We start from the raw sequence: 13,943 nt of genomic DNA, 5'->3' as shown, positions 1-13,943 counted from the left end.
GAGGTGAATTTTATTGGCTGGACCGCTTGTTGCCCCGCCCCGTCTGCGCTGGCTGAAGCTGTCGCCGCCGCAGATTCTGGTGATCGGCTTCGCCGTCATCATTCTGCTGGGAACCGGGCTGCTGATGCTGCCCGGCGCTACCGCAGCTCCCGGTTCCCTGCCGTTCGTGGATGCGCTCTTCACCGCCACCTCCGCAACCTGTGTGACCGGTCTCGTCGTGCATGATACGGCTACAACCTTCACCATATTCGGAGAGGTGGTCATTCTGGCGCTGATCCAGATCGGCGGTCTGGGCTTCATGACGATGGCGACGCTGATCGCCTTTGTGCTTCGGCGGCGGATATCGCTGCGCGAGCGCCTGCTGCTCCAGGAAGCCATGAACCAGGGCTCGATGGAAGGCATCGTCCGGCTGATCCGCCGGGTTCTGGTCTTCGCGCTGGGGATCGAGGCGGTGGGCGCCGTGCTGCTGGCGCTGCGCTGGTCGTCGGACATGCCGGCGGGGCGCGCCGTCTATTTCGGCGTATTTCACAGCGTCTCGATGTTCAACAACGCCGGCTTCGATCTGTTCGGCCACTATCGCAGCCTGACCGGATACGTGGCCGATCCGGTGGTGAACCTGACGGTCATGCTTCTGATTGTGACCGGCGGCATCGGCTTCATCGTTCTGTCGGAGCTGTTCGAATTCCGGCGCACCCGCAGACTCTCGCTGCACGCCAAGGTGGCGCTGTCGATGACCGGCGTGCTGATCGGAATAGGCGCGCTGGTGATCCTGTTGTTTGAATATACGAATCCGCGCACGCTCGGTTCCCTGAATACCGGAGGGCAGATTTGGGGGGCTCTCTTCCAGTCCGTCTCGCCGCGGACGGCCGGAGCCAACACGGTGGACATCACAGGGCTGAGACAGGCCACACAGTTCTTCATCGTGATCCTGATGTTCATCGGCGCTTCGCCGGGATCGACCGGCGGCGGGATCAAGACCACGACGTTCGCGCTGATGGTCGGCGCCGTGATCGCGATGCTGCGCGGCCGCGAGGACATCGTCATGTTCCGCTACCGGCTTCACCCGGAGCGGGTATCGAAGGCGCTCACTGTAACCGTGGTGGCGCTGCTGCTGATCGTCGGCGTATCGATGGGGCTGTCCACGACCGAAGACGCACCGTTTCTCACGGTGCTGTTCGAAGCCACCTCCGCTTTTGCCACCGTAGGTCTCAGTATGGGGCTTACTCCCGAGCTGTCCGTGCCCGGCAAGGTGTTGATCAGTCTCACGATGTTCGCGGGCAGGCTCGGAATTCTCACTTTGGCCTATGCGGTCGGACCGCGCAGGGGCAGAGAGCTGTACCGGCATCCCGAAGGCAAAATCATCATTGGATAAGGAGAACATGACAAGATGAGAGCGCAGCAATTTGTCGTAATCGGCCTGGGCCGGTTCGGAGCCAGCCTGGCTCTGACGCTGATGGAGATGGGATACGAGGTGCTCGGGATCGATCATATCGAAGAGCGCGTGGAGGAGATGTCCGATCTGCTGACGCATGCCGTGATGGCCGATGCGACCGACGAGAGCGTCATGCGTTCCCTCGGCATCCGCAATTTCGACTGCGGCATCGTCGCCATCGGCGACAATATGGAGCGGAGCATTCTGGCCGCGATTCTATTGAAGGAACTCGGCGTGAAGCAGGTGGTCGCCAAGGCGATTTCGATCCTGCACGGCCGGGCCCTGGAGCGGCTGGATGTGGACCGGGTGATTTTTCCCGAGCGGGATATGGGCATCCGGGTGGCGCATCAATTGGTCACGCCGAACCTGCTGGATTACATTGAATTATCGAAGGATTACCGGATCGTGGAGCTGACGGTGCCTGCCTGCATGGACGGCAAAAGCCTGGCCCAGATCAATACCCGGGCCCGCTACGGCTGCAGCATCATCGCCCTGAAGCGGGGCGAAGGCAGGGAGGAAGGCGTCATCGTGGCCCCGACGGCCCACGACTATCTGTACGAAGGCGATATTATGGTCGTGATCGGGACCAACGAGAGCATCAACCGGTTTGAGCAGGAAGCGATTGAGAGCGACGAATAAGCGGGCGAACCTCCCGCAGAGGTACCGCCGCCGGTCGGCGGATGACACAGAAAGAGCTGAGGCCCAGGGCCTGCAGCTCTTTCTGTGTCTTTCCGCTCTTTCCGCCAACTTGTCCTGCCGCATTCGGCCTTCAGCCCAGAGGCCGGCTGCCGCCCGGAAACACCTCTTCCGTGACCTGAACGAGGCTCCGCGCGGCGGCGCTCAGCGGGCCGTCGCGGTAGATCAGGCAGGTCGAGCGCTGCGTCTGCTCCAGCTCTTTGATATGCAGCGACGCCAGCCCGCCGCTGGTCAGCAGCTCCGGCCGAAGGTAGGATTTCGGCAGCAGGGCCGCCGCCTTGATCGTCGGAAGCAGCCGGACGATCGCCTCGAACGAGTCGATCTCCATGCGCACATCCGGTTCGATGCCGCTGCGCTGGAACAGCTCGTCCGTCATCCGGCGGTACCAGGTGCCTTTGGAGAAGAGAATCATCGGCTGGCGGTGCAGATGCTCCATCGTCAGCGCCGGAACCGCCGTCAGCGGATGATGGCCGGCGACGACGAGGCGCAGCTGATCCTCGAACAGCGGAATGCAGCGCAGGCCCGGCTCCCGCGTGGCGGAAGCGATAATGCCGACATCATACCGGCCTTCGGCGACCGACGAGACAATTTCGTGCGTCTTGCCGGTAATCAGCTTCAGCTCGGCTGCCGGGTATTTATCCATATACGCATGGACCAGCGGCGGAAGCGTCGTCTGAAGAGTCGTCAGACTGGCGCCCAGCGTCAGCAGCAGCGGCTCGCCCTGCCGGAAGCGGGAAAGCGTCTCCAGGAATTTGGCGCGCTGCTGCCGCTGCTCCAGCGCATACGTATAAGTCAGCCTTCCGACCTCCGTCAGCTCCAGCCGCTTGCCCTGGCGGGCGAAGAGCGTTACGCCGAGGCGTTCCTCCAGCTTGGCGATTTTCCGGGAGAGCGCAGGCTGGGACACATTCAGGAGACGGGAGGCCCGGTTCAGGCTGGACTGTTCCACTACGGTTGCAAAAATATCCAGATCGTCGAACATAACAGCCATCCTTCTAAATGAGAATTATTATCACTTTGGAGTTACTCTTATGCAGATAGTGTATAACGTTTAATAATTAGATTGCAATTCCCTTATAAGCTAAAAAGGAGTAACATACAAAGTGACACAAGATGGTCACAATTTGTGAAAAGGAATACAAAGGCGGCCTGCCGCTGATTCACACCTGTTCCATCCCGTGTATGAGCATTAATGAAAACGCTGTTAAACTGAAAGGGGCCACTTCGAATGCGAGAATTTTATTCCCGAAAAATTCATTCCCTGCTTGGCGTAATCCCGCTCGGCGCATTCTTCATCGAGCACATGCTGACGAATTTCTCGGCGGTCGAGGGCGGCGCCTCCGGCTTCCAGGACAGCGTGGCCTGGTTGAACAGCCTGCCGCTGGTCTTTTTCCTGGAGCTGCTGTTCATCTGGCTTCCCCTGCTGTACCACGGGGTCTACGGCCTGTACATCGCCTACCAGGCGAAGCCGAACCTGAACCGCTTCAATCTGGAGCGCAACTGGCGCTATACCCTGCAGCGGATAACGGGCATCGTCACTTTCATCTTCATCGTCTGGCATCTCTATGAGACGCGCGTGCAGGTGGCGCTCGGCAACGTGACGCATGAAGAACTCGGCGGCGTTATGCACGACATTACGAGCAATCCGGCGCTTCTGGCCGTGTACGTCATCGGCATTGTGGCGGCCTGCTTCCATTTTGCGAACGGCCTGTGGTCGTTCCTGATCAGCTGGGGCATCACGGTAGGCCCCCGGTCGCAGCGCGTCTCTTCCTTTATCTGTCTCGGACTGTTCGTCGTTGTAACCTTCATGTTCCTGCTGTCCCTGGTCACGTTCCGGGATGACGAATTCCAGGCCGCAGCCTCCGCAGCCCAGACCTTGCAATCTTTCATCTGACTTCTACCTTCCAAGGGAGTGAACCGTTATGGCAACAGCCGATATCATTATCGTGGGCGGCGGTCTCGCCGGCCTGATGGCGACCATCAAAGCGGCCGAAGCCGGCGCGCATGTACAGCTTTTTTCTCTCGTTCCGGTCAAAAGATCCCACTCCGTCTGCGCTCAAGGCGGCATCAACGGAGCCGTTAATACGAAGGGCGAGGGCGACTCGCCCTGGGAGCATTTTGACGATACCGTCTACGGCGGCGACTTCCTCGCCAATCAGCCGCCCGTCAAGGCGATGTGCGAAGCCGCGCCGGGCATCATTCACCTGATGGACCGGATGGGCGTTATGTTCAACCGCACGCCGGAGGGCCTGCTCGATTTCCGCCGGTTCGGCGGCACGAAGCATCACCGGACGGCGTTCGCGGGCGCCACGACGGGCCAGCAGCTTCTGTACGCGCTCGATGAGCAGGTGCGGCGCTGGGAAGTGGAGGGTCTCGTGACGAAGCGCGAGAACTGGGAGTTCCTCTCCGCCGTCATCGACGACGAGGGCGTGTGCCGGGGCATTTGTGCGCAGGATCTGCGCACGATGGAGATTTCGACCTTCCCGGCCGACGCGGTCATTCTGGCGAGCGGGGGGCCGGGGATTATTTTTGGCAAGACGACCAACTCGGTTATCAACACCGGTACGGCCGCCAGCGCCGTCTATCAGCAGGGCGTCACCTATGCGAACGGAGAATTCATTCAGATTCATCCGACGGCCATTCCCGGCGACGACAAGCTGCGCCTGATGAGCGAATCGGCCCGCGGCGAAGGCGGACGCATCTGGACCTACAAAGACGGCAAGCCGTGGTACTTCCTTGAAGAGAAATATCCGGCGTACGGCAATCTGGTTCCGCGCGACATCGCCACCCGCGAAATCTTCGACGTCTGCGTCAATCAGAAGCTTGGCGTGAACGGCGAGAATATGGTCTTCCTCGACCTCTCGCACAAGGACCCGAAGGAGCTGGACGTCAAGCTCGGGGGCATTATCGAGATCTATGAGAAATTCATGGGCGACGATCCGCGCAAAATTCCGATGAAAATCTTCCCGGCGGTCCACTACTCCATGGGCGGCATGTGGGTTGATTACAACCAGATGACCAATATCCCGGGCCTGTTCGCCGCGGGAGAATGCGAATATCAGTACCACGGCGCGAACCGTCTCGGCGCGAACTCGCTGGTGTCGGCCATTTACGGCGGCATGATGGCGGGCCCGAAGGCGGTCGAATATATCAAGGGGCTCAAGAAGCGGACGCAGGATGTCTCTTCGGCGCTCTTTGACGGCTATCAGAAGAAGCAGAGCAGCAAATACGAGTCCCTGCTCGGCATGAACGGCACCGAGAACGCCTATGTCATTCACAAAGAGCTGGGCGAGTGGATGACGGCGAACATGACGGTGGTGCGCTACAACGACAAGCTCGAAGCGACCATCGGCAAAATTAAAGAACTGAAGGAGCGCTATCAGCGCATCAATATGACCGATACGTCGCGCTGGAACAACCAGGGCGTCGCCTTCACCCGCCAGCTGTGGAATATGCTGGAGCTGGCCGAAGCCATGACGAAGGGCGCGCTCCTGCGCAACGAGAGCCGGGGCGCACATTACAAGCCGGATTTCCCGACCCGCAACGACGAGGAGTTCCTGAAGACCACAATGGCGTCCTGGACCCCCGACGGTCCAAGCATCTCATACGAGGAAGTGGATGTCTCCCTGATCCCTCCCCGGATTCGCGATTATTCCAAGGAGAAATAAGACGACACTATAGCGTACGCCAAAGGAGGCAATCAAGATGGCGGATACAGCGGCAGCAGCCAAAACGGTCAAGTTTATTATCACCCGCCAGGACGATCAGCAGAGCGCTCCCTATACCGAGGAGTTCGAACTGCCTTACCGGCCGGGCATGAATGTAATCAGCGCCCTGATGGAGATTCAGCGTAATCCGGTCAACGCATCCGGCCAGAATACCGTTCCCGTATGCTGGGAGTCCAACTGTCTGGAGGAAGTGTGCGGCGCCTGCTCCATGGTCATTAACGGCAAGCCGCGGCAGGCCTGCGCGGCCCTCATCGACAACCTGGAGCAGCCGGTGCGCGTCGAGCCGATGAAGACCTTCCCGGTCGTGCGGGACCTCGTAATTGACCGCAGCCGGATGTTCAACGCCCTGAAGCGGGTCAAAGCCTGGATTCCGATCGACGGCACCTATGATCTCGGGCCCGGTCCGCGCATGGCCGAGAAGAAACGGCAGTGGGCCTATGAGCTGTCCAAGTGCATGACCTGCGGCGTCTGCCTGGAGGCCTGCCCGAATGTCAACGAGCGGACCAACTTCATCGGTCCGGCGGCAATCTCCCAGGTCCGCCTGTTCAACGCCCATCCGACCGGCGAAATGAACGCCGACGACCGGCTGGAGGCCTTGATGCAGGACGGCGGCATCGACGGCTGCGGCAACTCGCAGAACTGCGTCCGCGCCTGCCCGAAGGGCATCCCGCTGACAACCTCCATCGCCGAGATCAACAAGCAGACGACGAAGCATATGTTCAAGCGCTGGCTCGGGGTATAAGTCTTGCAGGGCAGCGGGAGATTTTAAGTGAAACTTTATCCGCTCTTCATCCCTCTTTAAGCTTCGGGGGCTATAGTGTAGACATTGACCCCCTGATATAGAACTTGGCCCCGCCGGTAACGGCGGGGTCCTTTTTTGCCTCACAGCCGGTTATCCATCCGGACCATTATCAACTGACGAATCGACAGAAGAACCACCCGCCGGGTGGTTCTTCTTCCTTTCAATTCTTCTGGTACGCCCACTTCTCATTCGTCTTCTTGGTTTCGGCAAAACTCTTCAGCTCGTTGAACCATTTCTTCCGGCTTCCGCCCCAAGGAGCCGCATGCCATGCGTCATCGTCGAATCCTTTTACAACCCGGATGCCTCCAAAAGAATCAAGATAATAATCCAGCGTTACCTCATTATCCGACAGAAGCTCAATATGCAATTCCTGAAATTCTTGGGTATAAGACTTAACAGGCCCCAAGTCAGGCCATAGTCGAATCGGCGTCCTCTTCTTCAGGAGCTTGACGATATCGGCAAGTTCCTCTTCGTCGGTTGTGGTAATCGATTGAGAGCTCGACCCGATTCCCGGTTTATTGTCCCGTAAGATTACCATTGCCCATTTAATATGCTCCTGCGTGTAATAGGAGCGGGTGTACCTATAACCTTGGAAGACCTCATAGGCCAGACAAGCGAGCACGAGGAACAGAAGGTACCGTTTCCTTGTCCGGAACACGCGTGTAATTGTAGTCATTATGGCACCTCCGGCTCCGGCTTTCGAATTGGCTGCCCCCTTATGATATAATCTCCATATTATCTGCACCATGCGTTACAGCATAGGGATCAGGGAGGAATGGACGTTGATTTGTCGGGAACAAGGCGGAGATTGGATTTTGATTCGGCAGCACGATCATGGCTTGGTGGCCGGAGAGTTCGCGGCCCGTTTCAATGAAGCGGACGCGCCGGCGAAGCACCGCCGGGAAGCCGTGCTGTATGCCGTTGCGCACCATGACCGGGGCTGGATCGACCTGGACGAGACCCCTTTCTGGAATGATGAAGCGAAGGCCCCGTACAGCTTCCTCGATTATCCGGTAGTGCCTAAGCTGAATTTCTACCGGAAGGGACTGGATGAGCTGGAAGCGGAGACCCCCTACGGAGCGCTGCTGTGCAGCCTGCACTACGACCGGCTGATTGAAGCGTCGGGAGAGCGCGGCGAATCGCTGGATGCCTACCAGGAAGAGGAACGGGAACGCCGATCGCGGATTCACCGGGAGCTGGAGGCGAAGAGCGAGGCTGCTGCGGAGGACGAGCTGTACTACGATATGCGGCTGCTGCAATTCTGCGATGACCTGTCGCTCTACCTCGGCCTGCATGAACCCGGCTCCCCGAAATCGGAGGAGCATCCGTGGTTCAAGGACGGCTTCGGGGGAACGGAGGACTTCTCCTTCACCAGCGGCCGCCCCGTGACGGCGAAGTGGCAGGGAACTACGCTGCTGCTCGAACCGTATCCCTTCAAGGAGAGCTTTGAGGTGGAACTGCCGCTGCGGCGGGTCTCGGCTGCGGAAGCGCGGGCGAAGGGGCTGGCGGCCGCTGACCGGTCGGCCAAGGAGGAAAGGATCCGAATTGGAATCGCACCGGGCGAGGTGCCCCGGCCCTAGGCGCAAGCGCCGGAAGAACTTACCCTCAACGGATGCGCCGCAGCCGCCGCATCCTCAAGTCAGGGACAGGAGCGTCGATAATGGACGGATGGATCTGGATGCTGAATGCAGCGGCCATTGCAGCGCTGATCGTGTTATTTTATCGGTCGAAGATCAAATGGGTGAATAAAGGCATTCTGATTGTACCGCTGCTGGTGTATGTGCTGTTCTCGGTGGAGGATCTGCTGGATCTCATCAGCCTCGAACGGCTTGCGGCAGGGAATGCCGGCATGCGAACGCTTATCCTGTTGTTCTGCCTGTTCTCCGTGGTCTTCTATTTGATCTTTATCTTTCATGAGATCAAGGAATCGAACGACCGGGAGGTGCGACTCAAGGACACGCTGCGGCGGATCAGCCTGGCCGCCATCATCTGCGTGCTCTTCTTCACCGTCGTATACACCTCCATCTACAAGCTGTTCGGAGCCTCTTCCTTTCATGGAGACGGCATCGGAAGCGATCTGCTGACTGAACTGGTTGCGTTCCTGTATTTCAGTGTCGCGACCTTCACCACGGTTGGATACGGCGACATCGCAGCGGTGGACAGCACTTCGCGTCTGGTAGTCGTTATGCAGATCGCTTTCAGCTTCATTACGGTCGCCTACGCGTTGTCCATGCTCGGCTTGTTCCGCAAGATTCTGGGCGATATGCCCGAGGAGGAAGTCGAAGCAGAGATCGATGTCAGTATCGATACCGGGCGGCAGAGCGGCGGCGGGGAATCGAATGGCGGCAGGACGGACAACGGGGGGACGGTCGAGAAGAATGTGACGACTTCGGCCCGAATCAGACCGAAAGACTAAGCAGAAGAGGAGAGATGCCCATGCGGGGCCAACCGGCGGGACATTCTCCCGCACCAGACAACCCCGGGGACCGGGGAACCGGAGGAGAAAGCCCGGGTGTCCGGGGGCGTATGATGACGCGCCGCCAGTTCCTGAAGCGAACGGCAGGAACGGTAATCGGAGCCGGTCTGCTGACCGGCGGCTATGCCTGGCAGGGGGAGCCAAGATGGCTTCAGACCGTCAGGCTGGAGCTGGGGTGGAAAGACCTGCCCGCTTCTTTTGACGGCGTCCGGATTGTTCATATCAGCGATATTCACCTGGGCTTCAATAAGGACGCCGGGGATACGAGGCGGCTCGTCAATCATATTCAGTCCGTCCGCCCGGATCTGATCTGCTTCAGCGGCGATATTGTAGACAGCTACGCGGAGGATATGGCGGAATCGGTTCCGATTCTGGCGGAGCTGACCGCGCCGCTTGGCCGGTTCGCCATTCTCGGCAATCATGACTACAAGAATACCGAGCTGCTCGCCAAGCTGTGGAAGCAGGCGGGATTCCGGCTGCTTCGCAACGAACATGAAATGGTCGAGCTTGGCGGCAGCCGGATTGCGGTAGCCGGCATGGAAGACCAACTGCACGGCGAGCCGAATCCGCGGGCGGCGCTCGGCGATATCCCGGACGACGTATTCACGGTGCTGCTGATGCACGAGCCGGATTATGCCGATCTGATACAGGCCTATCCCGTACGGCTTCAGCTCTCGGGCCACAGCCACGGCGGGCAGATTCGGCTTCCGGTTCTGGGCGCCCTTTTCACGCCGGATGGCTCGCTCAAGTACATAGACGGCCTGTACGAGATCGGCGGCCGAGGCATGAAGCTGTACGTCAACCGCGGCTTCGGCGAGACGTATATGCCGATTCGGTTCCTGTGCCGCCCGGAGCTGACGGTCATCACGCTGCGGCGGAACTAGCCTGTGACGTTTTGTTACACAAATGAAATCATACCGTTATCGAACTCTAACAGAGAACGGGTAAGATACAGACATGACCCCCTTTTGAATATATGACTTTGAGACCCGGGAAGAACGGGTCTCCTTTTTTTGTGCAGAAATAAGGCTCAGAGTCGGCGGGCACTCCCCGTACAAAGAAGAAAACAAGAAAACAAGAAAACCCCCAAGGGCAGAAGCGCCTTTGAGGGTCTCCAGACGATAGCGATACGCGCCCGTCCAGGCCGGTTCGATTCATTTTCGATCCCATTTCGATCAGATTTTGAACTGCTGGACCAGCTCCCGAAGCTCTTCCGAAAGTTTGGCCAGGTGCTCGGAGCTTCCCGCCACGCCTTCCATAGAGCTGCTTGCCTGCTCCGCGGAAGCGGCCGTCTGCTGCACGCCGGCCGCCGTTTCTTCGGCGACGGAGGCGATTTCCTCGATGAATCCCCCGACTTTGCGGGTACTCTCGGTCACATCGGACAAGGACCGGGAGATGCCGCTGATGCCTGCGGCCATTTCGCGTACGGCATCGCTGATTTCGTTGAAGGTCTCGCCGGTGGTGTGAATCTGGGCCGTTCCCTGTTCCACTTCCTGATACCCGCTCAGCAGGGACCGGGAGGCCGCATCCGATTCGGATTGCATCTGATTCACGATTTGAGTAATGTCCTGCACAGAGAAGGCCACCTGTTCGGCCAGCTTGCGCACCTGATCGGCCACTACCGCGAAGCCACGTCCCTGATCGCCCGCTCTAGCCGCTTCAATGGCTGCATTCAAGGCGAGCAGATTGGTCTGCTCGGCGATGTCCTTAATGACCGAGACCAGCTTGGAGACTTCCTGCGACTTGGCGTCCAGACGCTCCATCTGGTTCATGGCGTCCCGGACGATATGATGGATGCTGGCCATCTGCCGGGAAGAGGATTCCATGAGCAGGCTGCCCTTCTCGGTCAGGTCCTGCACTTTCTCCGAATACGTATGAACTTCCTGCCCGCGGTCGTTCGCTTCGTTGACTGTAGCGGTGAAGCCTTCCATCAGATCCGACAAATCGCTTGCGCTGTTGGCCTGCGTTTCGGCGGCTGTAGCCATCTCCTCCATGGTCACCGCGATTTGTCCGGTGCCCATCTTGACTTCCCCGGCCGCCTGCGTGAGTTGCTCGCTGTGGTTCCATACCGTGTCGGACACGGTATGAATCCGATTCAGCAGCCCGTTCGTCCCTTCATTCATCCCGTTGAGCGCCGTCACCAGCTGTCCGATTTCATCCGCGGTCGCTACGGGCAGGGCAGGCTGGCTGAAATCGCCGGCCGCCATCATTTCGACCCGGTCCTTCAGGGCGATGACAGGACGGGATATTTTTCTCGCCATCAGGAGGGCAACCCAGATCCCGACGGCGATAACGAAGACCGAAACACCAATATCCACCTTCAGGGAAGAATCCCCGTAATGTTGAATATACTCCACCTGATCCGAAATGGAGCTCTCAGCCAACGAAGCCATATCGGTATAACCCTTCAGAATTTCGATCTCCAGAGGCTTCGATTGCGTCTTCAGCAGCTCCTCGGCTTCTGCCTCGTTACCGGCGTCGAACGCCTGAAAGACGCTGTCCAGCACCTTTTCCCAAGCGGCATTCTTCTCCACCAGCTGCTTGGCTTCCGGCGAAGCGTTCAGCTTCAGCAGTTCTTGTTCCAGCTTGATATTCTCTGCGCTGAGCTGATCCAGTTCCTTCCGGAGCGCGGCATCTTCATAGAGGACGGAGCCGCGGGCAAGGGAGGTGCGCTGCGACATATTCAGCGCGCTTTTCTCGGTAATCATCAACAAAGACAGCGGATGATCGACCACTTCGTCATTTTTATCATTCAAAGCCTTGATGGCCAGATAATTGTAGCCGCCCAGAAGAACCACAACGAACAAAACGATGGAAAAACCAAATAAAATCCTTTTCTTTAAGCTTTTGAACCGAAAACTCCTCTTCATGCTGCATCCGTACCCTTCTGCATAGAATCTTGATGCCGTTGCTATTACTATATCGACCAGGGCAGGGATTCCATGAAGATGAAATAAGTGGAATTCAAGAAGGATAATCCGGAAAATACGAAGAAGCAGGCTGACGGCAGCCTGCTTCTCTAATTGCGGTTAGACAGTTCGGTCTGTTAGAGCGGCACCGTAACCGGCCGCCGTTCCTTGAAGTAGACCCAGGAGCCGAAACCGATCTCCTTCAGCCTGGCGGCGACGGCTTCCCGGTCCTCCGCCACCCGCGACGGCCGATGCGCATCGGAACCGAAGGTCACCCGGACGCCGAAATGCAGCGCCCGCTCCAGAATGTCGTCGGACGGATACCACCCGCCGCACAGCTTCGTGCCGCCGGAGGTGTTAATCTCGATGGCGGTGCCGCAGTCGGCGATGGTCCGCAGACAGTCGTCGATGGCGCCGCTTGCGGGAATGTCCGAGAAAGCCGGGAAGTTACCCTTCATGGCGTCAATATGTCCGAGAATCTGGAACATGCCGGTGCGCGCCGATTCGGCGATCAGCCGGTAGTACTCGGATTTGACAGCGATTCGCTCCTTAGCGCCGCGTCCTTTCCAGCGTCCTTTGTTGAAGATGCTGACGCCGCCTACGCTGTGCACGGAGCCGATCACATAGTCAAAGGGAAGCTCGGCCAGCTTGCTCCGGTACAGCTCAGCGTGTTCCGGGAAGTAATCCGATTCGATGCCGAGCAGAACGTCAATGACGCCTGCGTATTCCTTCTTGAGAGACAGCACTTCATCCACATATTCCCGGAACTGCGATTTGGCCATGGCGATGTTCGGGAAAGCCTGATCTTCGCTGCTGCCGAAATAGGGCGTATGGTCCGAAATGCCTACGACTTGAAGTCCGGAGGCGATAGCCGCCTCCACATAGTCGCGAATACTTCCGTCGGCGTGCCCGCAGCGGGAATGATGGGTATGCAGGTCAAAGCTGGTCATGGAATCACTCCTTATTCAGAACCGATGAATTGGGCCTCGGGCATGCCCTTGAGATCGCTGAGGAACTGCCTCATTGCCGAATTGACGTATTTGCCGGCCTTCGTGATGACTCCGACGGGATGGGTAACCTCCAGTTCCAGAATCGGAACAATCCGCAGCGTCCCGGCGCGTACTTCGGAAGCGACCGATTGCTTGGAGATAATGGCTGCTCCCAGATCCAGCTCGACCATCCGCTTCACTTCTTCGCTGCTCGTCAGTTCCATAATCACTTGGGGCTGGATGCCGTGGCGGGCGAAGACCTCTTCGGCAAAACGCCGGCCGACAGTGTCGGGGGAGAGCAGAATCAGCGGCGTGCGGCCAAGCGCCTCAACGCCTGCGGTCCGCTGGGAAGCCAACGGATGCCGGGGCGATACCACAAGCTCGAACGTGTCATAATACAGAACCGAGGTGTTGAAGCCCGGGTTCTGGCCGATGAGATAGCCGATGCCGACATCCACAATTCCGTTCTCCACCTGCTGGTAGATCTGCGAAGACGACATGGATTGGATGGAAGTCTTGATATGGGGGAACTGGTCTTGGAAATAGGACAGAATACGCGGCAGGATCTGGATAGCAATGGAGGTCGTTGTCCCGAGAACAATATGGCCCTGGGGCGTCTCCTCAAGGTCCGCCAGCCGCTGTCTCAGCTCGTCCACGATATCTACAATCCGTTCTGCGTGGGCGAGAAATACCTGTCCCCGGTCGGTCAGCGTGACGGGCTGGTTCCGGTCGACCAACTGGGTTTTGAATTCTTCCTCAAGGCTCTTGATCTGGGCCGATACCGCCGGCTGCGTCAGGTTAAGCAACTCTCCGGCCTTGCGGAAGCTCATGGTTTTGGAAATCATAATCAAGGTCTCCAACTGGCTGATGTTCATGGAATCCCCCCTCCGGTTCACGTATCTGTATGTACCTTA

General features: G+C 58.5%; 13 protein-coding genes. 8 read left to right on the top strand and 5 right to left on the bottom strand.

Features of this window, described 5'->3' with window-relative positions; translation table 11 throughout:
* Positions 1-13: 13 nt before the first annotated feature.
* Together RBI05_RS14385 and RBI05_RS14380 are read left to right on the top strand one after the other, a co-directional pair.
* Positions 14-1,372: a TrkH family potassium uptake protein gene (locus RBI05_RS14385; protein WP_310551619.1), complete on the top strand. Its 1,359-nt coding sequence runs from the start codon at positions 14-16 to the stop codon at positions 1,370-1,372.
* A gap of 15 nt (positions 1,373-1,387) precedes the next feature.
* Positions 1,388-2,071, top strand: coding sequence for a potassium channel family protein (locus RBI05_RS14380; RefSeq protein ID WP_310551618.1), 684 nt, complete (start codon positions 1,388-1,390; stop codon positions 2,069-2,071).
* Between the two features lie 130 nt (positions 2,072-2,201).
* Here the strand turns inward: RBI05_RS14380 and RBI05_RS14375 are convergent, their stop codons facing one another.
* On the bottom strand, positions 2,202-3,107 hold the full coding sequence (locus tag RBI05_RS14375) for a LysR family transcriptional regulator (RefSeq protein WP_150456223.1): 906 nt from the start codon (positions 3,105-3,107) through the stop codon (positions 2,202-2,204).
* Positions 3,108-3,353: 246 nt separating this feature from the next.
* Here RBI05_RS14375 and RBI05_RS14370 point away from each other — a divergent pair, with 246 nt between their 5' ends.
* Genes RBI05_RS14370 through sdhB form a run of 3 tightly spaced genes read left to right on the top strand, consistent with a single transcriptional unit; the run spans position 3,354 to position 6,595 of the window.
* On the top strand, positions 3,354-4,019 hold the full coding sequence (locus RBI05_RS14370) for a succinate dehydrogenase cytochrome b558 subunit (RefSeq protein ID WP_310551617.1): 666 nt from the start codon (positions 3,354-3,356) through the stop codon (positions 4,017-4,019).
* 28 nt (positions 4,020-4,047) lie between these two features.
* A complete protein-coding gene (sdhA, locus tag RBI05_RS14365; protein ID WP_310551616.1) occupies positions 4,048-5,793 on the top strand; it encodes a succinate dehydrogenase flavoprotein subunit in 1,746 nt (581 codons plus the stop codon).
* A 37-nt stretch (positions 5,794-5,830) separates the two neighbouring features.
* Complete coding sequence (gene sdhB, locus RBI05_RS14360; RefSeq protein WP_150456220.1) at positions 5,831-6,595, top strand: succinate dehydrogenase iron-sulfur subunit; 765 nt, start codon at positions 5,831-5,833, stop codon at positions 6,593-6,595.
* A gap of 220 nt (positions 6,596-6,815) precedes the next feature.
* Here sdhB and RBI05_RS14355 read toward each other — a convergent pair whose 3' ends face one another.
* Positions 6,816-7,331, bottom strand: coding sequence for a hypothetical protein (locus RBI05_RS14355; RefSeq protein ID WP_310551615.1), 516 nt, complete (start codon positions 7,329-7,331; stop codon positions 6,816-6,818).
* A 70-nt stretch (positions 7,332-7,401) separates the two neighbouring features.
* Between RBI05_RS14355 and RBI05_RS14350 the strand changes: the two genes are divergently transcribed.
* The 3 genes from RBI05_RS14350 to RBI05_RS14340 all read left to right on the top strand — a co-directional run bounded on the left by RBI05_RS14350 (position 7,402) and on the right by RBI05_RS14340 (position 10,015).
* Positions 7,402-8,235, top strand: coding sequence for a DUF3891 family protein (locus RBI05_RS14350; protein ID WP_310551614.1), 834 nt, complete (start codon positions 7,402-7,404; stop codon positions 8,233-8,235).
* 80 nt (positions 8,236-8,315) lie between these two features.
* Positions 8,316-9,071, top strand: coding sequence for an ion channel (locus RBI05_RS14345; RefSeq protein ID WP_191089409.1), 756 nt, complete (start codon positions 8,316-8,318; stop codon positions 9,069-9,071).
* A gap of 20 nt (positions 9,072-9,091) precedes the next feature.
* Positions 9,092-10,015 (top strand): metallophosphoesterase, encoded by a 924-nt coding sequence (locus RBI05_RS14340; RefSeq protein ID WP_310551613.1) that lies wholly within the window; start codon positions 9,092-9,094, stop codon positions 10,013-10,015.
* A gap of 291 nt (positions 10,016-10,306) precedes the next feature.
* On the opposite strand, the gene RBI05_RS14335 is transcribed toward RBI05_RS14340, so the two are convergent.
* The 3 genes from RBI05_RS14335 to RBI05_RS14325 all read right to left on the bottom strand — a co-directional run bounded on the left by RBI05_RS14335 (position 10,307) and on the right by RBI05_RS14325 (position 13,904).
* A complete protein-coding gene (locus RBI05_RS14335) occupies positions 10,307-12,001 on the bottom strand; it encodes a methyl-accepting chemotaxis protein (RefSeq protein WP_310551612.1) in 1,695 nt (564 codons plus the stop codon).
* 176 nt (positions 12,002-12,177) lie between these two features.
* On the bottom strand, positions 12,178-12,990 hold the full coding sequence (locus RBI05_RS14330; RefSeq protein ID WP_310551611.1) for a histidinol-phosphatase: 813 nt from the start codon (positions 12,988-12,990) through the stop codon (positions 12,178-12,180).
* An 11-nt stretch (positions 12,991-13,001) separates the two neighbouring features.
* Positions 13,002-13,904, bottom strand: coding sequence for a LysR family transcriptional regulator (locus tag RBI05_RS14325; protein ID WP_150456211.1), 903 nt, complete (start codon positions 13,902-13,904; stop codon positions 13,002-13,004).
* Positions 13,905-13,943: the final 39 nt, after the last annotated feature.

This window comes from Paenibacillus glufosinatiresistens (genome assembly GCF_031470375.1).
Lineage (GTDB): Bacteria > Bacillota > Bacilli > Paenibacillales > Paenibacillaceae > Paenibacillus_AQ > Paenibacillus_AQ glufosinatiresistens.
Note: the sequence above shows the minus strand (reverse complement) of the source record. Positions and strands in the feature narration are given on the sequence as shown.

What these genes read in the sequence shown, in the direction of transcription:
- sdhA (WP_310551616.1), top strand. Translation starts at nt 4,048, where the DNA reads ATGGCAACAGCCGATATCATTATCGTGGGCGGCGGTCTCGCCGGCCTG.
- RBI05_RS14340 (WP_310551613.1), top strand. Translation starts at nt 9,092, where the DNA reads ATGCGGGGCCAACCGGCGGGACATTCTCCCGCACCAGACAACCCCGGG.
- RBI05_RS14350 (WP_310551614.1), top strand. Translation starts at nt 7,402, where the DNA reads ATGCGTTACAGCATAGGGATCAGGGAGGAATGGACGTTGATTTGTCGG.
- RBI05_RS14370 (WP_310551617.1), top strand. Translation starts at nt 3,354, where the DNA reads ATGCGAGAATTTTATTCCCGAAAAATTCATTCCCTGCTTGGCGTAATC.
- RBI05_RS14355 (WP_310551615.1), bottom strand. Translation starts at nt 7,331, where the DNA reads ATGACTACAATTACACGCGTGTTCCGGACAAGGAAACGGTACCTTCTG.
- sdhB (WP_150456220.1), top strand. Translation starts at nt 5,831, where the DNA reads ATGGCGGATACAGCGGCAGCAGCCAAAACGGTCAAGTTTATTATCACC.
- RBI05_RS14380 (WP_310551618.1), top strand. Translation starts at nt 1,388, where the DNA reads ATGAGAGCGCAGCAATTTGTCGTAATCGGCCTGGGCCGGTTCGGAGCC.
- RBI05_RS14375 (WP_150456223.1), bottom strand. Translation starts at nt 3,107, where the DNA reads ATGTTCGACGATCTGGATATTTTTGCAACCGTAGTGGAACAGTCCAGC.
- RBI05_RS14325 (WP_150456211.1), bottom strand. Translation starts at nt 13,904, where the DNA reads ATGAACATCAGCCAGTTGGAGACCTTGATTATGATTTCCAAAACCATG.
- RBI05_RS14345 (WP_191089409.1), top strand. Translation starts at nt 8,316, where the DNA reads ATGGACGGATGGATCTGGATGCTGAATGCAGCGGCCATTGCAGCGCTG.
- RBI05_RS14330 (WP_310551611.1), bottom strand. Translation starts at nt 12,990, where the DNA reads ATGACCAGCTTTGACCTGCATACCCATCATTCCCGCTGCGGGCACGCC.
- RBI05_RS14335 (WP_310551612.1), bottom strand. Translation starts at nt 12,001, where the DNA reads ATGAAGAGGAGTTTTCGGTTCAAAAGCTTAAAGAAAAGGATTTTATTT.